The sequence below is a fragment of the Pseudomonas sp. W22_MBD1_FP4 genome (assembly GCF_052113765.1).
Classification (GTDB): Bacteria; Pseudomonadota; Gammaproteobacteria; order Pseudomonadales; family Pseudomonadaceae; genus Aquipseudomonas; species Aquipseudomonas sivasensis.
In genome coordinates, this window is sequence record NZ_JBGQOI010000031.1 from 25232 (window position 1) to 44733 (window position 19502).

Annotated in this window: 15 protein-coding genes; 6 read left to right on the forward strand and 9 right to left on the reverse strand. The window is 59.1% G+C overall.

What is annotated here, in order from left to right:
- Nucleotides 1-192: 192 nt before the first annotated feature.
- Genes mfd through ACEN2T_RS27620 form a run of 3 tightly spaced genes read left to right on the forward strand, consistent with a single transcriptional unit; the run spans nucleotide 193 to nucleotide 6917 of the window.
- On the forward strand, nucleotides 193-3642 hold the full coding sequence (gene mfd / locus ACEN2T_RS27610; protein ID WP_032888809.1) for a transcription-repair coupling factor: 3450 nt from the start codon (nucleotides 193-195) through the stop codon (nucleotides 3640-3642).
- An 11-nt stretch (nucleotides 3643-3653) separates the two neighbouring features.
- Nucleotides 3654-4220 carry a CsiV family protein gene (locus tag ACEN2T_RS27615; RefSeq protein ID WP_032888806.1) on the forward strand — a complete coding sequence of 189 codons (567 nt, stop codon included), beginning with the start codon at nucleotides 3654-3656 and terminating at the stop codon, nucleotides 4218-4220.
- Between the two features lie 9 nt (nucleotides 4221-4229).
- Entirely contained in the window at nucleotides 4230-6917 is a 2688-nt protein-coding gene (locus ACEN2T_RS27620) for a DEAD/DEAH box helicase (protein ID WP_442117865.1), read from the forward strand.
- A gap of 87 nt (nucleotides 6918-7004) precedes the next feature.
- On the opposite strand, the gene nagZ is transcribed toward ACEN2T_RS27620, so the two are convergent.
- Together nagZ and ACEN2T_RS27630 are read right to left on the reverse strand one after the other, a co-directional pair.
- Nucleotides 7005-8015: a beta-N-acetylhexosaminidase gene (gene nagZ, locus ACEN2T_RS27625; RefSeq protein WP_442117866.1), complete on the reverse strand. Its 1011-nt coding sequence runs from the start codon at nucleotides 8013-8015 to the stop codon at nucleotides 7005-7007.
- A 144-nt stretch (nucleotides 8016-8159) separates the two neighbouring features.
- A complete protein-coding gene (locus tag ACEN2T_RS27630) occupies nucleotides 8160-8867 on the reverse strand; it encodes a TetR/AcrR family transcriptional regulator (RefSeq protein WP_032888800.1) in 708 nt (235 codons plus the stop codon).
- A 263-nt stretch (nucleotides 8868-9130) separates the two neighbouring features.
- Here ACEN2T_RS27630 and lexA point away from each other — a divergent pair, with 263 nt between their 5' ends.
- Together lexA and sulA are read left to right on the forward strand one after the other, a co-directional pair.
- Complete coding sequence (lexA, locus tag ACEN2T_RS27635; RefSeq protein WP_003172575.1) at nucleotides 9131-9739, forward strand: transcriptional repressor LexA; 609 nt, start codon at nucleotides 9131-9133, stop codon at nucleotides 9737-9739.
- Nucleotides 9740-9749: 10 nt separating this feature from the next.
- Nucleotides 9750-10223, forward strand: coding sequence for an SOS-induced cell division inhibitor SulA (gene sulA / locus ACEN2T_RS27640; RefSeq protein ID WP_099601405.1), 474 nt, complete (start codon nucleotides 9750-9752; stop codon nucleotides 10221-10223).
- A 258-nt stretch (nucleotides 10224-10481) separates the two neighbouring features.
- Here the strand turns inward: sulA and ACEN2T_RS27645 are convergent, their stop codons facing one another.
- The 7 genes from ACEN2T_RS27645 to ACEN2T_RS27675 form a co-directional block, all read right to left on the reverse strand.
- Nucleotides 10482-10715 (reverse strand): hypothetical protein, encoded by a 234-nt coding sequence (locus ACEN2T_RS27645; RefSeq protein WP_032889274.1) that lies wholly within the window; start codon nucleotides 10713-10715, stop codon nucleotides 10482-10484.
- 118 nt (nucleotides 10716-10833) lie between these two features.
- Nucleotides 10834-11355, reverse strand: coding sequence for a DUF6586 family protein (locus ACEN2T_RS27650; protein WP_442117867.1), 522 nt, complete (start codon nucleotides 11353-11355; stop codon nucleotides 10834-10836).
- 127 nt (nucleotides 11356-11482) lie between these two features.
- Nucleotides 11483-14104: a type I DNA topoisomerase gene (topA, locus tag ACEN2T_RS27655; protein ID WP_032888794.1), complete on the reverse strand. Its 2622-nt coding sequence runs from the start codon at nucleotides 14102-14104 to the stop codon at nucleotides 11483-11485.
- Between the two features lie 114 nt (nucleotides 14105-14218).
- Complete coding sequence (locus ACEN2T_RS27660; RefSeq protein WP_010212074.1) at nucleotides 14219-14455, reverse strand: DUF1653 domain-containing protein; 237 nt, start codon at nucleotides 14453-14455, stop codon at nucleotides 14219-14221.
- Nucleotides 14456-14552: 97 nt separating this feature from the next.
- A complete protein-coding gene (gene fadA / locus ACEN2T_RS27665; RefSeq protein WP_024074080.1) occupies nucleotides 14553-15728 on the reverse strand; it encodes an acetyl-CoA C-acyltransferase FadA in 1176 nt (391 codons plus the stop codon).
- A 29-nt stretch (nucleotides 15729-15757) separates the two neighbouring features.
- Nucleotides 15758-17905 carry a fatty acid oxidation complex subunit alpha FadB gene (fadB, locus tag ACEN2T_RS27670; RefSeq protein WP_442117868.1) on the reverse strand — a complete coding sequence of 716 codons (2148 nt, stop codon included), beginning with the start codon at nucleotides 17903-17905 and terminating at the stop codon, nucleotides 15758-15760.
- A gap of 493 nt (nucleotides 17906-18398) precedes the next feature.
- Nucleotides 18399-18836: a hypothetical protein gene (locus ACEN2T_RS27675; RefSeq protein ID WP_032888790.1), complete on the reverse strand. Its 438-nt coding sequence runs from the start codon at nucleotides 18834-18836 to the stop codon at nucleotides 18399-18401.
- Between the two features lie 105 nt (nucleotides 18837-18941).
- On the opposite strand from ACEN2T_RS27675, the gene ACEN2T_RS27680 reads away from it, so the two are divergent.
- The gene (locus ACEN2T_RS27680) at nucleotides 18942-19382 is read left to right on the forward strand and encodes a universal stress protein (RefSeq protein ID WP_032888788.1); all 441 of its coding nucleotides are present in this window, start codon (nucleotides 18942-18944) and stop codon (nucleotides 19380-19382) included.
- Nucleotides 19383-19502 lie beyond the last annotated feature (120 nt).

Genomic DNA, 19502 nt, shown 5'->3' on the forward strand with positions numbered 1-19502 from the left:
CGACCGACTTGTCCGTAACCCTCCTAAACATTCACGCTTTTTGGCACTACATATTGAGTCAAAACACGCCATTGTTTGTCTTAGCCACTACATTTCCTACAAACCGTAATAGGCTCAGTCAGCAACTGACAGGCGGCACCTCGGGCCGTTACAATTACCGACTTTGTCGCAACGCTTGGAGCTCAACCTTCCGTGCCCGTTCTGCGTCTACCGCTACTCCCTGCCGCGGCAGGTAAACAGCACTGGGGCAACCTGCCCGGTGCCGCCCTGAGCCTGGCCATTGCCGAGGCTGCCAGCGCAGCCAAGCGCTTTACCCTGCTGCTCACCGCCGACAGCCAAAGCGCCGAACGGTTGGAGCAGGAGCTGAGCTTCTTCGCCCCCGATTTGCCGGTGCTGCATTTTCCCGACTGGGAAACCCTGCCCTACGACCTGTTCTCGCCGCACCAGGACATCATTTCCCAGCGCATCGCCAGCCTGTACCGCTTGCCGGAACTGGCCCACGGTGTGCTCGTGGTGCCGATCACAACGGCCCTGCACCGTCTGGCACCGACCAAGTTCCTGCTGGGCAGCAGCCTGGTGCTGGATATCGGCCAGAAACTCGATGTGGAACAAATGCGCACGCGCCTTGAAGCCAGCGGCTACCGCTGCGTCGATACGGTGTATGAGCACGGTGAATTCGCGGTGCGCGGCGCCCTGATTGACCTGTTCCCGATGGGCAGCAAGTTGCCGTACCGCATCGACCTGTTCGATGACGAAATCGAAACCCTGCGCACCTTCGATCCGGAGAACCAGCGCTCTATCGACAAGGTCGACTCGGTCAAGCTGCTACCCGCGCGGGAATTCCCGCTGCAAAAAGACGCGGTGACCCGCTTCAAGGCGCGCTTCCGCGAACGCTTCGATGTCGACTTCCGTCGCTGCCCGATCTTCCAGGACTTGAGCAGTGGGATTACCCCCGCCGGTATCGAGTACTACCTGCCGCTCTTTTTCGACGAAACCTCCACGCTGTTCGATTACCTGCCCCAGGACACCCAGGTGTTCTCGCTGCCGGGTATCGAGCAAGCCGCGGAAAACTTCTGGAACGACGTGCGCAACCGCTACGAAGAGCGCCGCGTCGACCCGTCCCGTCCTTTATTGCCACCCGCCGAGCTGTTCCTGCCGGTGGAAGACTGTTTCGCGCGCCTGAAAAACTGGCCGCGCGTTGTCGCCAGCCAGCAGGACGTGGACGCCGGCAGCGGCCGCGAACGCTTCCCAGCCGGAACGCTGCCGGATTTGGCGATTCAAGCCAAAGCCACGCAGCCCCTGGAGGCTTTGTCCAACTTCCTCGGCGACTTCCCCGGCCGCGTGCTGTTTACCGCCGAATCCGCCGGCCGTCGCGAAGTGCTGCTGGAATTGTTGGAACGTCTGAAACTGCGGCCAAAAACCGTCGACAGTTGGCCGGACTTTGTAAAAAGCAAAGAACGCCTGGCGATCACCATCGCACCGCTCGACGAAGGCCTGCTTCTGGATGATCCGGCCCTGGCACTGATCGCCGAGAGCCCCCTGTTCGGCCAGCGCGTGATGCAGCGGCGCCGTCGCGAAAAACGCGCCGACGCCAACAACGACGCCGTGATCAAAAACCTCACCGAGCTGCGCGAAGGCGCGCCGGTGGTGCATATCGACCACGGCGTGGGTCGCTACCTCGGTCTGCAGACGCTCGAGATCGATAACCAGGCCGCCGAATTCCTCACCATGGAGTACGCCGAGGGCGCGAAGCTCTATGTGCCGGTTGCCAGCCTGCACCTGATCGCCCGCTACACCGGCAGCGACGACGCACTGGCGCCGTTGCACCGCCTGGGGTCCGAGACGTGGCAGAAAGCCAAGCGCAAGGCCGCCGAACAGGTGCGCGATGTCGCCGCTGAACTGCTCGACATTTACGCCCGCCGCGCCGCCCGCGAAGGCTATGCCTTTGCCGACCCGAAAGCCGACTACGCCACCTTCAGCGCCGGCTTTGCCTTCGAAGAAACGCCGGACCAGCAAACCACCATCGAAGCCGTGCGCGCCGATATGCTCGCGCCAAAGCCGATGGACCGCCTGGTGTGCGGCGACGTGGGTTTCGGCAAGACCGAAGTGGCGATGCGCGCAGCCTTCATTGCCGTCCACGGCGGCCGACAAGTCGCGATCCTGGTCCCGACCACCCTGCTCGCCCAGCAGCACTACAACAGCTTCCGCGACCGCTTTGCCGACTGGCCGGTGACCGTCGAAGTGATGAGCCGCTTCAAGTCCGCCAAGGAAGTGAACGCCGCGATCGCCGACCTGGCCGAAGGCAAGATCGACATCGTGATCGGCACGCACAAGCTGCTGTCGGACGATGTGAAGATCAAGAACCTGGGTTTGGTGATCATCGACGAAGAACACCGCTTCGGCGTGCGTCAAAAGGAACAGCTCAAGGCCCTGCGCAGCGAAGTCGACATTCTTACGCTCACTGCGACGCCGATCCCCCGCACCCTGAACATGGCGGTGTCGGGCATGCGCGACCTGTCGATCATCGCCACGCCGCCGGCACGCCGGCTGTCGGTGCGCACCTTCGTGATGGAGCAGAACAAAAGCACGGTCAAAGAAGCACTGCTGCGTGAGCTGCTCCGTGGTGGCCAGGTGTACTACCTGCACAACGACGTAAAAACCATCGAGAAATGCGCCGCCGACCTCGCCGAACTGGTACCGGAAGCACGCATCGCCATCGGCCACGGTCAGATGCGCGAGCGTGAACTCGAACAGGTGATGAGCGACTTCTACCACAAGCGCTTCAACGTACTGATCGCCTCGACCATCATCGAGACTGGCATCGACGTACCGAGCGCCAATACCATCATCATCGAGCGCGCTGATAAGTTCGGCCTGGCGCAGTTGCACCAACTGCGTGGCCGCGTCGGCCGTAGCCACCACCAGGCTTACGCCTACCTGCTGACTCCGCCGCGCCAACAGATCACTTCCGACGCCGAGAAGCGCCTGGAAGCCATTGCTAACACCCAGGACCTGGGCGCCGGATTTGTGCTGGCCACCAACGACCTGGAAATCCGTGGCGCCGGCGAACTGCTGGGCGACGGCCAGAGCGGGCAGATCCAGGCCGTCGGCTTCACCTTGTATATGGAGATGCTTGAACGCGCGGTGAAAGCCATCCGCAAGGGCGAGCAGCCGAACCTCGATCAACCCCTGGGCGGCGGCCCGGAAATCAACCTGCGCTTGCCGGCCTTGATTCCCGAAGATTACCTGCCGGATGTGCACGCACGGTTGATCCTGTACAAACGCATCGCCTCGGCCACCGACGAAGAAGGCCTCAAGGATTTGCAGGTTGAAATGATCGACCGCTTCGGCCTGCTGCCGGAACCGACCAAGAACCTGGTGCGCCTGACCTTGCTTAAATTGCAGGCCGAGCAGCTGGGTATTAAGAAAGTCGACGCAGGGCCACAGGGCGGACGCATCGAGTTCGAAGCGCAAACGCCGGTAGACCCGTTGGTGCTGATCAAGCTGATCCAGGGCCAACCCAACCGCTATAAGTTCGAAGGGGCTACGCTGTTCAAATTCATGGTGCCGATGGAACGTGCCGAAGAACGCTTTAATACCCTGGAGGCGCTGTTTGAGCGCCTCATCCCGAAATCTGTTTGAAGGACGCCCCAATGCGCCTGTTCCGCATTTTGAGCTTGTTGTTGGTGGTACTGGCGCCTTCGGCATTTGCCGACAGCCCTTACCAGGTAGAAATGATCCTGGTGCGCCAAAACGCGGAACCGGTGATCAACAGCCGCGCCGCGCCGGAAAACTGGGATGCCGGGGCTGTGCGCCTGGGCGACAAGATGAGCCCGCCGCGCCTGAACAATATCGTCGACAAGCTCAGGGCCGATAACAGTTACACCGTGTTGGCGCACAAGGCATGGGAACAGAATCTCGGTGAACAGCCGGTCAAAATCGCGATCACTGACGGCGAGGAGCAGTTCGGTCAGTTCCCTATCGAGGGCACGCTGAACCTGCAACTGGGGCGCTTTACCGATATCGATGCGCAATTCTGGATCAACCAGTTCGACAGCAAGGGCAGCGTGATTGCCAGCGAGCACCTGAACCAGACCGACGTGCGCACCAAGAACAACCAACTCAACTATCTGGACGGCGGCCACCTGGCACTGCTGATCAAGATCACTTCGCTGACCGCCAAGCCACCCAGCGCACCACCGCCCGACATTCAGGACTGATCCAGCGCCATGCCCCTGACATCGTCGCTGACCAAACCCCTGGCCCCTTCGTGGGCCAATCGCTTCAAAGAGCAGAGCCTGGAGCGCGGGCGACGTTACGCGCTGGAGAACCGGGTGCGCATCGTCGAATCCGGTGACAGCACCATCATCGCCAGTTGCGAAGGCTCGGGCGGCAACGTTTACCGACAAACCATCTCGCTGCGCGAATCGGCCAAGGGCTCGCTGATTCTGGTAGACAGCCGCTGCACCTGCCCGGTGCACACCAATTGCAAACACATCGCTGCAGTCTTGCTCAAGGTCCAGGAAACCCTGGCGTATCCGGCAGCCGCCCAGGACGCCGAATTGCTGGAAAAACTCCAGGCCGTACTGGATAACCGTGTGGTGTTGCCGCAGGTGGTGATGGAGGACGTGCTGCCGGTCCCGCGCCTGTGGCTGGCGAGTGTCGAGTTCAGTGCGTTCGAACCGCGCAATGGCAAGATGCAGCGCTATATCCAGCACCGTGCCGCGCTCTCGTTCAATTACTTGGGCAACTATGTCAGCGGGCAAAAGAACGCCGACATCATCGTGCGCCAGGAAACCCAGAGCCTGCGCATCAAGCGCCATCCGGAGCTGGAACAACCCTTTCGTGAACGACTGCGCCTGCTGGGTTTCAAGATCGCCACCCGCCAGAGCAAGGCACTGCCGGAAAGCGCTGGCGAGCTCTTCGAAATGGTCAATGACAGCGCCTGGCTGAACTTCACCCTTAACGTCTCACCCACCCTGCGCGCCGAAGGCTGGGAATTGCAGATCGATGAGGATTTCGGTTTCGACCTGAGCCCGGTGGACGACTGGTACGCCACTGTCGATGACGGGCCTGAGCGCGATTGGTTTGACCTGGAGCTGGGCATCATCGTCAACGGAGAGCGGCTGAGCCTATTGCCGATCCTGCTGAATCTGATGCGCTCCCACACCGAGATCCTCAACCCGGAGAAACTCGCTCGGCGCCGCGATGACGAACTGATCCTGGTGAATATCCCCGGCCTGCCCAACGGCCACGGCCCACTGCAAGTGGCATTACCTTATGGCCGCCTGAAACCGGTTCTGGCAACGCTTGGCGAGTTTTACCTACAGGACCCTGGCACCACGCTGCGTTTGGCCAAGGCCGATGCAATTCGGTTGAACCCGCTGGAAGACCTGCCGCTGCAATGGGAAGGCGGCGAGAAGATCCGCAACTTTGCCCAACGCCTGAGGGATATCAAGGACTTCACCTGTGCGGCGCCCGAGGGTTTGAACGCGACGCTGCGCCCGTATCAGTTGGAAGGCCTGAGCTGGATGCAGTCGCTGCGGCAATTGGACGTCGGCGGGATCCTTGCGGATGACATGGGCCTGGGTAAAACCCTGCAGACCCTGGCGCATCTGCTCAGCGAAAAGATTGCCGGACGCCTGGACCGGCCCTGCATGGTGGTGATGCCCACCAGCCTCATCCCTAACTGGCTCGACGAAGCTGCGCACTTCACACCGCAACTCAAGGTATTGGCGCTGTACGGCGCGGGACGCAAGAAACACTTCGCCAACCTGCAGGACTACGATCTCCTGCTCACTACCTACGCCCTGCTGCCCAAGGATATCGACCACCTCGCCGCCCTGCCCTTGCACGTACTGATCCTGGATGAAGCCCAGTACATCAAGAATCCCTCCAGCAAGGCGGCCCAAGCGGCGCGCGAGCTGAATGCTCGGCAGCGCCTGTGCCTGAGCGGCACGCCCTTGGAAAATCATCTGGGCGAACTGTGGTCACTGTTCCACTTCCTGCTGCCAGGCTGGTTGGGCGACGTAAAAAGCTTCAACCGTGATTACCGTGTGCCCATCGAAAAGCGCGCCAGTGAGGTGCGATTGCAGCACCTCAACGGCCGGATAAAACCCTTCCTGCTGCGCCGAACCAAGGAACAAGTAGCGACGGAGTTGCCACCCAAGACCGAAATCATCCACTGGGTCGACCTCAACGAGGCCCAGCGCGACGTGTACGAAACCATGCGCCTGGCCATGGATAAAAAGGTCCGCGACGAGATCACCCGCAAGGGCGTGGCGCGCAGCCAGATCATCATCCTTGAAGCGCTGCTCAAGCTGCGACAGGTCTGCTGCGATCTACGCTTGGTCAACGACGCCGCTCTGCCTGCCCGCGGCAGCAGCTCGGGCAAGCTCGACAGCCTGCTGGAAATGCTCGACGAGTTGTTTGCCGAAGGGCGCCGGATCCTGCTGTTTTCCCAGTTCACCTCGATGCTGAGCCTGATCGAAGTCGAACTGAAAAAACGCGGCATTGCCTACGCGCTGCTCACCGGCCAGACCCGGGATCGGCGCACGCCGGTGAAGGATTTCCAGAGCGGCAAGTTGCAGATTTTCCTGATAAGCCTGAAAGCCGGTGGCGTGGGGCTTAACCTGACGGAAGCCGATACCGTGATCCACTACGATCCGTGGTGGAACCCGGCGACGGAAAACCAGGCCACTGACCGTGCGTATCGCATCGGGCAGGAGAAGCCGGTATTTGTCTATAAGCTGATTGCCCGAGGGACGGTGGAAGAGAAAATCCAGCACCTGCAGAAGGAAAAATCCGACCTGGCGGCGGGTGTGCTGGATGGACGAACCACCGGGGATTGGCAGTTGGGCAATGAGGAAATTGAAGCGTTGTTTGCGCCGCTGCCTGATAAGCAAGAGAAGCGCTGACCGTTAGATTGTTTGGTAGGCAAGCCACACACCCGGAATGAACACCCTGTGAGAGCTGACTTGCCTGCGATGGCCTCGCCGCGATGTTCAGCCGATCAACTGAGCCTTTCGCAACGCAGTGAGCGCCGCCAACCAACGCGGATCCTGCTTGTAATCGGTCGAAGCAATCGCCTTACCACGCATGCGCGCAATTCGGGGCGATGGAGTGACTTTCATCCGCTGCGCCGCAGTGAGGGCAAGCTCCGCAGCAGCACGGTCATTGCACACCAGCCCCATGTCACAGCCGGCCGTCAATGCCGCTGCGATACGACTGGCCGCATCGCCGACCACATGGGCACCGGCCATGGACAGGTCATCACTGAAAATCACCCCGTCAAATTGCAGCTCGCCGCGCAGGATGTCCTGCAACCAACGGCGCGAGAAACCAGCAGGCTGGGCGTCGACTTGCGGGTAGATGACGTGAGCCGGCATCACCGCCGCCAATTGCTTGCTCAGACGTGCGAAAGGCACCAGATCATTGGCGCGAATCTGTTCCAAGCTACGTTCGTCATTGGGAATGGCAACGTGGGAATCAGCCTCTGCCCAACCATGTCCCGGGAAGTGTTTGCCGGTCGCAGCCATGCCAGCGCTGTTCATGCCACGAATAAAGGCACCTGCGAGCACCGCAGCACGCTCGGGGTCGCCCTCAAAGGAACGGGTGCCGACCACCGCGCTGCGTTGGTAGTCCAAGTCCAGCACCGGGGCGAAGCTTAAATCCAGGCCGACAGCCAACACTTCGGTGGCCATTATCCAACCGCACTGCTCGGCCAGGTATTCAGCGTTGGGGTTATCCGCCAGCGCACGCATAGCCGGCAGGCGCACGAAGCCTTGGCGCAAACGTTGTACACGACCGCCTTCCTGATCGACGGCCAGCAGCAAATCCGGGCGCACCGCGCGAATCGCCGCGCTCAGTTCACGCACTTGGCGCGGATGCTCGATATTGCGCGCAAAAATAATCAGGCCACCCACTTCAGGCTGACGCAACAAGTGGCGATCCTCGGCCGTCAGCCAGGTACCGGCAACGTCGACCATCAAAGAACCTTGCAGGGCAGCAGTCATAAACCTTCCTTAAATAACGCACACAACCCGGTGCACTTGCTTCGCGCGATACGCGCGGCAAGCACAACGGGTTGCGAGTAAATAGCTGAATTCGGCATGGCGGCTAGCTTAGCGGATGCAAGCAGCCGCGCACACCCGGCGTAGTCAAACCTTGGCAGGAACCGGCGCAGTTTTGCTGCGTGGACGCAACTGGGCAGCAGCCATGCCCGGATCGGTCACACCGGTTTCGGCACGCATGCCGGCGGCGAGGAACGGCACCATCAGGCGCATGACCTGTTCGATGGAGGTGTTGACGCCGAAATCGGTCTCGGCAATCGCACGCAGTGCCTTGATGCCCGACATGCTGAACGCCGCCGCACCCAGCATGAAATGCACGCGCCAGAACAGTTCGATAGGCGGGATACGCGGCGCCGCTTCGTTGACCAGCAACATATAGCGGCGGAACACCTTGCCGTACATGTCTTCCAGGTAACGCCGCAAGTGGCCCTGGCTTTGGCTGAAAGCCAGGCCCAACAGGCGCATGAAAATCGATAGGTCGTTGCCACTGCGAGGCTGGACCACCAGGGCTTGCTCGACGAGGATCTCCAGCAGCTCTTCCAAGCTGGGCTTGTTGTCGGCCTTCGCCTGACGGCGCTCTAGCTCACGATCGAGACTTGCGCAAAACGGCCCCAGGAAGCGAGAGAACACCGCCTGGATCAGGGCTTTTTTCGAGCCGAAATGGTAGTTCACAGCGGCGAGGTTGACCCCTGCCTTGCTAGTGATCAGCCGCAATGAAGTTTCAGCAAATCCTTTTTCCGCGAACAATTGCTCGGCAGCATCGAGAATGCGTTCAACGGTTTCCGACTGGGCCATGACTACTCCGCCTGACAAACACTTGTTTGAAACATACGTTTCAGGGTGTGTCTTGTCAAGCCTGCGGGTTCGCTTTCCGGCCGGTCAGTCATCTATTTCATCGCTATTTAATCACATCCCTTCAGGTCTGTAGGCAGTGCCATACCTGCGTTGTAGGAAGGATGGCGAATGACCGTCCAGCGGAGCCACAGAAAAGGATGATTGCCAAGTGCAGTTCACTGTATATAATCCCAGTCACTGTATAAAAAGACAGAGCGATCAACATGCTAAAACTGACGCCACGCCAAGCTGAGATTCTGGCTTTTATCAAGCGCTGCCTCGATGACAACGGCTACCCGCCGACACGAGCTGAGATTGCGCTGGAACTGGGGTTCAAGTCCCCCAACGCCGCCGAAGAACACCTCAAGGCACTCGCCCGCAAAGGTGCGATCGAGATGACCCCCGGTGCCTCGCGCGGTATTCGCATCCCTGGCTTCGAAGCCAAAGCCGACGAATCAACACTGCCGATCATTGGCCGCGTTGCCGCTGGTGCGCCGATCCTGGCACAACAGCACGTCGAGGAGTCCTGCAACATCAACCCGACTTTTTTCCATCCGCGTGCCGACTACCTGTTGCGGGTGCACGGCATGAGCATGAAAGACGTGGGCATCTTTGACGGCGACCTGCTAGCCGTCCACACCACCCGCGAAGCCCGTAATGGCCAGATCGTCGTCGCCCGCATCGGCGATGAAGTCACCGTAAAACGCTTCAAGCGCGAAGGCAGCAAGGTCTGGCTCCTGGCCGAGAACCCTGAGTTCGCTCCGATTGAAGTAAACCTGAAAGATCAGGACCTGGTGATCGAAGGCTTGAGCGTCGGCGTCATTCGCCGCTAAAGGAGGCATCATGCAGCTCGTACACACCCCACAACACACACAACTGTCGCTGTTCGAGGCCTTTATGGCTCAACCCCTTGCGCCCATCCTCAAGGAAACGGTAGAGGCGCCCTGGAGCGCTGAACCCGAGGCGTTCAGTGAACTGTCGTTGCGCGGTGCGGCCGGGAGCTGCCTGAGCCTATTGGCACCTATCCTGCGTGATCTGAGCGAAGATCAGGATGCACGCTGGTTGACCCTGATTGCCCCGCCCGCCAGCCTTACACAGGCCTGGCTGCGGGACGCCGGCCTCAATCGTGAGCGCATCCTGTTACTGCAACCGCGCGGCGCGCAAAGTGCCCAGCAGTTGACATGCGAAGCGTTGCGCCTGGGTCGTAGCCATACGGTGGTGAGCTGGTTGAATCCGCTGAATGCGTCGGCCAAGCAGCAATTGATCAGTGCCGCACGCACGGGCGATGCACAGAGTTTGAATATTAGATTGGGATAAAAAGCTGGGTTTGATGAGGGCGCGAAGAGGGCTGATTGTAGTGAGCATGCTCATTATGCTTAGCGAGCTTCTGTGGCGAGCGAGCTTGCCCCGCGCCGGGCTGCGAAGCGGCCCTGAATAGATTGATGCGGTATATCGGATGATCCACGGCGCCTGGTTTTAGGGCTGCTTCGCAACCCAGCGCGGGGCAAGCCCGCTCACCACAACAAGTACACTCATCGAAAAATCCGCTCGCAATAAGCAGCGCGCGGCACAGACTCAGTGAAGAACCCGCGACCCATCCTCTTTCTCCGGCTCGCCTTCCGCCAGGCGACCAGCCATCTGCACACCTACGCTCAACATGGCTTTAGCCACTTCCACGTGCTGGCCTTGCAGGAACGCTTTTGCGTCCTCTGAAAAGTCCAGAATAACCAGAGAACCCTCGTCCTCAGCCCGACGCAGCTCGATTCGGCCGTCAGGCAACTCAACAATTTCCAGAAAGGACGTCGGCATAAAAGTCTGTTCTCCACGAAAGGCCGGGATTATATCAGTCATCCACCCAGCCTCGCTGAGGATCTAGGGAGGTTTCTTTACAGCTTGATGAACGGTGCTTTCTAAACCTACTCGGGGTTTAGCACTCGTTCAGGCCCTCACGAAAGCGCAGCGCCATCTTCTTCAGCTCCTGACGCCAGCCCTCCAACTCTTCCCGGCTCAATGACTTAGGCTCGTCCTCCTCCAGCGCAACTGCCAAGATCAATGGCTGCCTAACGTCACCCTTAGGCACATGGGGAACACGCGGCGGCTGAAACAGATCGGCATGGGCCTTGAGCAGGCGCGCCACCCAGCTGTCTGGGCTCTGGGCCATCTCTACCAGTTCCGCCAGCTCAGGAATCGCCATGGTCTCCAGCACTTCACGGCTCATGATCATTTCCGCACGGGGCGAACCGGCCTGGGGCAAGCGGTAGAACCCGGCGATTTCATGGCACAGGCCCAGCAAGGCGCCGTACAGGTGGAATAAGGCTGCTTCACGCCCTGCCTGAACCAGCGCGATAGCATTCATCTCCTTCCCTTCCTCGGCACGACCAAGGGCTTCCAGGGACAAACCCGCGAAGTAAATTTTCTGATTGGTACGGGTATAGAGTTCGTTGGCCATGACGGCAATCTCCACAACGAATGAGGCGCGATGCTGGCTTAACAGTGTCACGGATCAACCGAGCCCGCTGCAAGCGCAAAAAAAGGCCGCCCATACAGGCGGCCTTTGTCTATCGCAAATTAGTCGATCAAGCGCCTTGGCGCTTGTCTTCGACCTTCCACTTGCCGCCGTCGTAGAACGCTTTCCAGCCGGTCGGCTTGCCGTCTACTTCGGTCTGTACGTACTGCTCCTTGGTCTTGCGGCTATAGCGGATCACGGCTGGACGACCATCCGGGTCCTTCTTCGGCGCTTCACACAGGAAGTGGTACTTCGGATCGATCTCGTCCTTGTGCGGAACGATTTCCAGCACCAACGGCGCGCGGGTCTCGCGGTTTTTCGGGAACTGGCTTGCCGCCAGGAACAACCCCGAAGCGCCATCACGCAGGATGTAGGTATCGTTGACCTTCTCGCACTTGAGTTCCGGCATCTTCACCGGATCCATCTTCGGCGGCGCCGCATCACCGCTTTTCAGCAGTTTGCGAGTGTTCTTGCAGGTCGGATTGGTGCAACCGAAGAACTTACCGAAACGACCCGTCTTGAGCTGCATCTCGCTGCCGCACTTGTCGCATTCCAGGCTCGGCCCTTCGTAGCCCTTGATGCGGTAGGTGCCCTCTTCAATCTCGTAGCCGTTGCAATCCGGGTTGTTACCGCAGATGTGCAGCTTGTGCTTCTCGTCCAGCAGATAGGCGTCCATAGCCGTGCTGCAGATCGGGCAGCGGTGCTTGCCACGCAAGACCAGCGACTCGGACTCACCTTCGTCATCGGCGGCGATTTCATCACCCGGCACCAGATTGACCGTGGCCTTGCAGCGTTCTTTCGGCGGCAAGCTGTAGCCCGAGCAACCAAGGAACACGCCGGTGGATGCCGTACGAATCTGCATCGGGCGGCCGCACGTCTGACACGGGATATCGGTCATAACCGGCTGGTTGGCACGCATGCCGCTCTCAGGGCTCTCAGCTACTTCGAGTTTCTTTTTGAAGTCGCCGTAGAACTCGTCGAGTACATTTTTCCAGTCGCGCTCACCTTGGGCCACGTCATCGAGGTTCTCTTCCATGCCGGCGGTAAAGCCGTAATCCATCAGGTTGGAGAAGCTCTCGGACAGACGCTCTGTAACGATGTCGCCCATCTTTTCCGAATAGAACCGACGGTTGTGCAGCGCTACATAACCACGGTCCTGAATGGTGGAGATGATCGCCGCGTAGGTCGATGGACGACCGATACCGCGCTTTTCCATTTCCTTGACCAGGCTGGCTTCCGAGTAACGCGCCGGTGGCTTGGTGAAGTGTTGGGACGGGTCGAGCTTGATCAGCTTCAACGTATCGCCCTGGGCCATGTCCGGCAGTACATCGTCGTCACCAGGCTTGGCGATTTGCGGCATCACGCGGGTGTAGCCATCAAACTTGAGGATACGGCCCTTGGCACGTAGTTCGAAGTCGCCAGCACCCACGCTGACGGTTGTCGACAGATATTGCGCCGGCAGCATCTGGCAAGCCAGGAACTGGCGCCAGATCAGCTCGTAGAGGCGCTCAGCGTCGCGCTCCATGCCACTCAGCTTGCTTGGCTCGGTGTTGGCATCGGAAGGACGAATCGCTTCGTGAGCCTCCTGGGCGCCTTCTTTGCTGCTGTAGACGTTCGGCTTCTCCGGCAGGTACTTATTGCCGAATTCGCTTTCAATATAGGTACGCGCCATTGCCACCGCGTCTTGCGACAGGTTGGTGGAGTCAGTACGCATATAAGTGATGTAGCCGGCTTCGTACAGACGCTGGGCCATCATCATGGTTTTCTTCACGCCGAAGCCCAGGCGGTTGCTCGCGGCCTGCTGCAGGGTGGAGGTGATGAACGGTGCCGACGGTTTGCTGCTGGTCGGCTTGTCTTCGCGCTTGACGATGCTGTAGCTGGAGGCCTTGAGCTTTTCCAGCGCGGCCATGGCCTGAGCTTCGTTCAGCGGCTTGAAGGCTTCACCTTTCTCGCGGGCCACTTCAAAGCGCACGTTGTTGCCCTTGGCAGTGCCCAGGTCGGCGTGGACTTCCCAATACTCTTCAGGGTTGAACGCACGGATCTCACGCTCACGCTCCACCACCAGCTTGACCGCTACCGATTGCACACGACCGGCGGACAGGCCACGGGCGATCTTGGCCCATAGCAGCGGCGAGACCATGTAACCCACGACGCGGTCGAGGAACCGACGGGCCTGCTGCGCGTTAACACGATCGATATCGAGCTCGCCCGGCTTGGAGAAGGCTTCCTGAATGGCTTTCTTGGTGATTTCGTTGAACACCACACGCTTGTAGCGGCTGTCGTCACCGCCAATGGCTTCGCGCAGGTGCCAGGCAATGGCTTCCCCTTCGCGGTCCAAGTCCGTCGCGAGATAGATGGTGTCGGCATCTTTGGCGAGCCGGCGCAGCTCTTCGATGACCTTTTCCTTGCCCGGAAGGATTTCGTACTTGGCCTTCCAGCCATGATCCGGGTCCACACCCATGCGCGAGACCAGCTGCTTGCGCGCTTTCTCTTTAGGCGTGAGCACCGGACCTTCGCCCGCAGCCGCCTTGCCGCGCTTGGCGGCAGGCTCCTTGCTGGCGCTAGCCGAACCGCTGGTGGGCAGGTCTCGGATATGGCCGATACTCGACTTCACCACGTACTCGTTACCCAAGTACTTGTTGATGGTCTTGGCCTTAGCCGGGGATTCCACAATGACCAGCGATTTGCCCATGGATCGGAAAATTCCTGAATTCGAGAAGTGAAAGGCGGTTGGCGCCTGACGCGGCAACGCTATATATAGTGGCAACAAGGTGAGGTCAAGCGCAGCATTCTGCGCCGCCTGCCGTTATTGCCCTGAAAAAAGACTGGGTTCGGCCTGGACCAAAGCAAAGCGCGGGACCTGCTCGCCGTCTACTTCGACGGTCTCCAGGAACATGCTCAAGGGACGCACCCAAAAGCCGTAATCGCCATACAGTGCTTGGTAGAACACCACTTCTTCTTCGGTCTCGGAATGCCGTGCCACGCTGAAAACGCGGTACTGCGGACCTTTATAATGTTGGTAGAGCCCTGGTTCGACTTTCATGCTCTGGCCCCCTTACAAAATTTGTTGAAAAAAAATATTAAAAATTCCAAAAAACAAAAACCGGGGCACTTGGCCCCGGCTTCCGTCAACTCAACGCTTAGACGCGTTCGAAGACGGTGGAAATGCCTTGGCCGAGACCAATGCACATGGTTGCAACCCCAAGGTTACCGCCATTTTGCTTCATCACGTTAAGCAAAGTGCCGGAAATACGCGCACCGGAACAACCGAATGGGTGGCCCAGGGCAATCGCACCGCCGTGCAGGTTAACCTTCTCGTTCATCTTGTCGAGTACTTTCAAATCTTTCAGCACCGGCAGGGCCTGTGCGGCGAAAGCTTCGTTGAGCTCGAAGAAATCGATATCGGAGATAGTCAGGCCCGCGCGCTTCAACGCTTTTTGTGTGGCCGGTACAGGACCATAGCCCATGATTGCCGGGTCCACACCTGCCACTGCCATCGAACGAATCACCGCCAGCGGCTGGATGCCCAGGTCCTGGGCACGCTGCGCCGACATCACGATCATGCACGAAGCACCGTCGGTGATTTGCGACGAAGTACCCGCTGTCACGGTGCCGCCCTTTGGATTGAATGCCGGCTTCAGGGCCGCCAAGCTTTCCAGGGTGGTGTCCGGACGAATGGTTTCGTCGTAGTCGAACAGTTTCAAGAAGCCGTTCTCGTCGTAACCGTTCATCGGGATGATTTCATCCTTGAACTTGCCTTCCACGGTCGCCTTGTGGGCGAGTTGGTGGGAGCGCAAGCCGAACGCGTCCTGGGCTTCGCGGGTAATGCCGTGCATCTTGCCGAGCATTTCTGCGGTCAAGCCCATCATGCCAGAGGCTTTCGCCGCGTAGAGCGACATGTGCGGGTTTGGATCGACGCCGTGCATCATGCTGACGTGGCCCATGTGCTCCACGCCACCGACTACAAAAACATCCCCGTTGCCAGTCATGATCGCTTGGGCGGCGGTGTGCAGCGCGCTCATGGACGAACCGCACAAGCGGCTCACGGTCTGGCCAGCAGCTGTGTGCGGGATCTGAGTCATCAGCGACGCCATGCGCGCGATGTTCCAGCCCTGCTCCAGGGTCTGGTTGACGCAGCCCCAGATTACGTCTTCGACTTCGTTCGGGTCGACCTTGACGTTGCGTTCCAGCAATTTGCTGATCAGGTGCGCGGACATGTCTTCAGCGCGGGTGTTGCGGTGCATGCCGCCCTTGGAGCGGCCCATCGGTGTGCGACCGAAGTCGACAATCACCACGTCTCTTGGATTCAAGCTCATAAATATTCTCGCTCTAGTCGTCTGGGCGCTTAACCGAAGAAGCTCTGGCCATTTTTGGCCATTTCACGCAGCTTCGCGGTCGGGTGGTACAGCGGGCCCAGATCAGCGTATTGATCAGCCAGGGCAACGAATTCGGCCACACCGATCGAGTCGATGTAACGCAGCGCACCGCCACGGAATGGAGGGAAACCAATACCGTACACCAAGCCCATATCGGCTTCGGCAGCGGTTTCAACGATACCGTCTTCCAGGCAGCGAACGGTTTCCAGGCACAGGGCAATCATCATCCAGTTGATGATGTCCTCATCGGACACCTCACGCTGTTCGTAGATGACAGGTGCGAGCACTTCGTGAACCGATGGATCGGCGACTTTTTTCTGCTTGCCCTTCTTGTCGGTCTCGTAGGCGTAGAAGCCCTTGCCGTTCTTCTGGCCCAGGCGCTTGGCTTCATAGAGAGCATCGACAGCGGAGCGGCGGTCGTCTTTCATGCGGTCCGGGAAGCCTTCAGCCATCACGTCACGACCGTGGTGGCCGGTGTCGATGCCGACCACGTCCATCAGGTACGCCGGGCCCATCGGCCAGCCGAATTTTTCCATGACTTTGTCGATGCGCACGAAGTCAACACCGGCGCTCACCAGCTTGGCGAAACCACCGAAGTACGGGAACAGCACGCGGTTGACCAGGAAGCCTGGGCAATCGTTGACTACGATCGGGTTCTTGCCCATTTTCTTGGCGTAGGCAACGGTGGTGGCAATAGCCAGCTCGCTGGACTTCTCGCCACGGATCACTTCCACCAACGGCATCATGTGCACCGGGTTGAAGAAGTGCATGCCGACGAAGTTTTCCGGACGCTTGAGGGCCTTGGCCAGCAGCGAGATGGAAATGGTCGAGGTGTTCGAGGCCAGGATGGTGTCGTCTTTGACGTGGCCTTCAACTTCAGCCAGTACCGCCTGCTTGACCTTCGGGTTCTCGACAACGGCTTCGACCACCAGGTCGACATGGCCGAAATCGCCGTAGGACAGCGTAGGACGAATACCGTTAAGCACTTCAGCCATTTTCGCTGCAGTCATGCGACCTTTATCAACGCGCCCCACGAGCAGCTTGGCGGCTTCGGCCAGACCTTGCTCGATACCGTGCTCATTGATGTCTTTCATCAGGATCGGCGTGCCTTTGGACGCCGACTGATAGGCAATACCGCCGCCCATGATACCGGCGCCGAGTACGGCAGCCTGTTTCACGTCCTTGGCGATTTCGTCGTAGGCCTTGGCCTTTTTCTTCAGTTCCTGATCGTTCAGGAACAGTCCAATCAGGCTTTGGGCAGCCGAGGTTTTCGCCAGTTTGACGAAGCCTGCCGCTTCCACTTCCAGGGCTTTATCGCGACCGAAGCTCGCAGCTTTCTGGATGGTTTTGATCGCTTCAACCGGCGCCGGGTAGTTCGGACCTGCCTGGCCAGCGACGAAACCTTTGGCGGTTTCGAACGACATCATTTGTTCGATGGCGTTGAGCTTGAGTTTTTCCAGCTTCGGCTGACGCTTGGCCTTGTAATCAAATTCGCCGCTGATGGCGCCCTTGATCAGGTTCAGTGCGGCTTCGGCCAGTTTGTCCGGAGCAACCACGGCGTCGACGGCACCGACTTTCAGCGCGTCTTCAGCACGGTTTTCCTTACCGGCGGCGATCCACTCGATGGCGTTGTCGGCCCCGATCAAGCGCGGCAGGCGCACGGTGCCGCCGAAACCTGGGTAGATGCCCAGTTTGACTTCAGGCAGGCCGATTTTGGCGGTGGTCGACATGACGCGGAAGTCTGCGGCCAGGCACATTTCGAAGCCACCGCCCAGCGCGATGCCATTGATCGCGGCAACGGTCGGTACGTTGAGGTCTTCGAAATCGCTGAAAATCTTGTTGGCTTCGAGGTTGCCAGCCACCAGCTCGGCATCGGGCAGCTTGAAGTTGTCGACGAATTCGGTGATGTCAGCGCCGACGATAAACACGTCCTTGCCGCTGGAGACGATCACGCCCTTGACCGAAGCATCTGCTTTGATGGTGTCTACGGCCTGACGCAGTTCATTCAGGGTTAGACGGTTGAACTTGTTGACGGACTCACCCTTGAGGTCGAATTTCAATTCGACGATGCCACTTTCAAGAGCCTTAACCGTGATGGCTTTACCTTCGTAAATCATCAACTGATCTCCACGATATGGAAGCTGAACAGTACACATTGGACGCTGGCCTCTGGTTGGACACTGGCCTTTAGGTCAATGCTCACTCCAATCCGCCAGGCACACCCGCCAATGCGATAGTCGGGATGTATGTGCGCGCGGTCTGACAGACAAACGCTCAATTCATACGCCCGTTTGATTTGGGTACGCCACCTTCATCCAATTCCAGGCAATTGTCAATCGCTCGAAAGGCTAGGAAAAACGCGACTTTCCAGTCATTTCAGAACTCAAACCATAGGCGCACGCTTCGCCAATATTCAAATATTCACGAAATCAATTATAGGAAGGATGTGGGAAAAGACTGTACAGAACGGGATATCCGGCTAGGCTAGCCGCAACCATAACGCGCACGGATGAACATCCGACGCAGCAAGCACAGATTACCGGCCTGCCTGGCCAACTCCAGCCCGATGATGATGTCGGGCTTTTTATTGCCTGAAATTCAGTAGACGCTTCAGGCCAGCGCTTTGAGCAGCGCATCAATGGCGAGCAAATCACTCGCTTCGCCCTTCTCGCCCCAATACAGGGCAATCATCTGCTTGTCGGCCTCGACCTTGTAGACGTTGGCCGGCAGCGTTGCAAAATGCGGCAACAACTTCTCATCGTCGCAGACTTCACGCCATTGATTAACCCACACACCCGGCTCCAACTGCCAATAACTCCAGGTTGCCGGCGTGCTGCCGCGTCGTGGCCGGCAGTATTGCGCACAGGGGCTCGGCGGCTCTTGCTTGAGCCAGTGCGGCCACTCCTGAGGTGCCAATTGCATGGCCAGGCCGATGCGGCGCGCCTCCATGCGCAGGGCCATTCGCCCACTCTGGTGGCGCGAAGGGCGTAGCCATGCCAGAGGGCTCAGAACCACCACAAGGATTGACACCACTATCCAGACCGTCATATGAGTACCCCCGAATTTTTAGATGAGCGGATTTGACCTGACGCAACCCCATCCGCTTGAAAGCAGCCATACTGAACTTATTGCAGTCCCCTGGAGGAACGCCCCATGTCCTACACACATATTCTGGTCGCCGTCGACCTGACCGAAGAGTGCGATCCAGTGATCAAGCGCGCGCAGGCTTCAGCAATCGCCAACGGCGCCAAGCTGTCACTGGTACACATCGTCGAGCCCATGGCCATGGCGTTTGGCGGCGATGTGCCGATGGACCTTTCCCAACTGCAACAACAACAGTTCGATCAGGCCAAAGAACGCCTGGACCGGTTGATCATCAAATACCCGGAACTGACCAAGGAAAACTCCCACCTCACTTACGGCCAACCGCGCCAGGAGATCCACCACCTGGCCAAGGAACAGAACTGCGATCTGATCGTGGTGGGCAGCCATGGCCGTCACGGCTTGGCATTGCTGCTGGGCTCCACCGCCAATGATGTACTGCACGGAGCGCCGTGCGATGTGTTGGCCGTTAAGTTGGTAAAAAGCTCGTAACTCCGATGAAGATGCAATGCAGGAGGGGGCTTGCCCCCGATAGCAGCCTCTCAGTAGAAACACCACTGACTGAGACACCGCTATCGGGGGCAAGCCCCCTCCCACATTTGAGCCGCTTTT

Bases quoted from the DNA above. Each gene is read 5' to 3' on its own strand.
- ACEN2T_RS27615 (WP_032888806.1), top strand. From the start codon at position 3,654: ATGCGCCTGTTCCGCATTTTGAGCTTGTTGTTGGTGGTACTGGCGCCT.
- ACEN2T_RS27620 (WP_442117865.1), top strand. From the start codon at position 4,230: ATGCCCCTGACATCGTCGCTGACCAAACCCCTGGCCCCTTCGTGGGCC.
- nagZ (WP_442117866.1), bottom strand. From the start codon at position 8,015: ATGACTGCTGCCCTGCAAGGTTCTTTGATGGTCGACGTTGCCGGTACC.
- ACEN2T_RS27630 (WP_032888800.1), bottom strand. From the start codon at position 8,867: ATGGCCCAGTCGGAAACCGTTGAACGCATTCTCGATGCTGCCGAGCAA.
- lexA (WP_003172575.1), top strand. From the start codon at position 9,131: ATGCTAAAACTGACGCCACGCCAAGCTGAGATTCTGGCTTTTATCAAG.
- sulA (WP_099601405.1), top strand. From the start codon at position 9,750: ATGCAGCTCGTACACACCCCACAACACACACAACTGTCGCTGTTCGAG.
- ACEN2T_RS27645 (WP_032889274.1), bottom strand. From the start codon at position 10,715: ATGCCGACGTCCTTTCTGGAAATTGTTGAGTTGCCTGACGGCCGAATC.
- ACEN2T_RS27650 (WP_442117867.1), bottom strand. From the start codon at position 11,355: ATGGCCAACGAACTCTATACCCGTACCAATCAGAAAATTTACTTCGCG.
- topA (WP_032888794.1), bottom strand. From the start codon at position 14,104: ATGGGCAAATCGCTGGTCATTGTGGAATCCCCGGCTAAGGCCAAGACC.
- ACEN2T_RS27660 (WP_010212074.1), bottom strand. From the start codon at position 14,455: ATGAAAGTCGAACCAGGGCTCTACCAACATTATAAAGGTCCGCAGTAC.
- fadA (WP_024074080.1), bottom strand. From the start codon at position 15,728: ATGAGCTTGAATCCAAGAGACGTGGTGATTGTCGACTTCGGTCGCACA.
- fadB (WP_442117868.1), bottom strand. From the start codon at position 17,905: ATGATTTACGAAGGTAAAGCCATCACGGTTAAGGCTCTTGAAAGTGGC.
- ACEN2T_RS27675 (WP_032888790.1), bottom strand. From the start codon at position 18,836: ATGACGGTCTGGATAGTGGTGTCAATCCTTGTGGTGGTTCTGAGCCCT.
- ACEN2T_RS27680 (WP_032888788.1), top strand. From the start codon at position 18,942: ATGTCCTACACACATATTCTGGTCGCCGTCGACCTGACCGAAGAGTGC.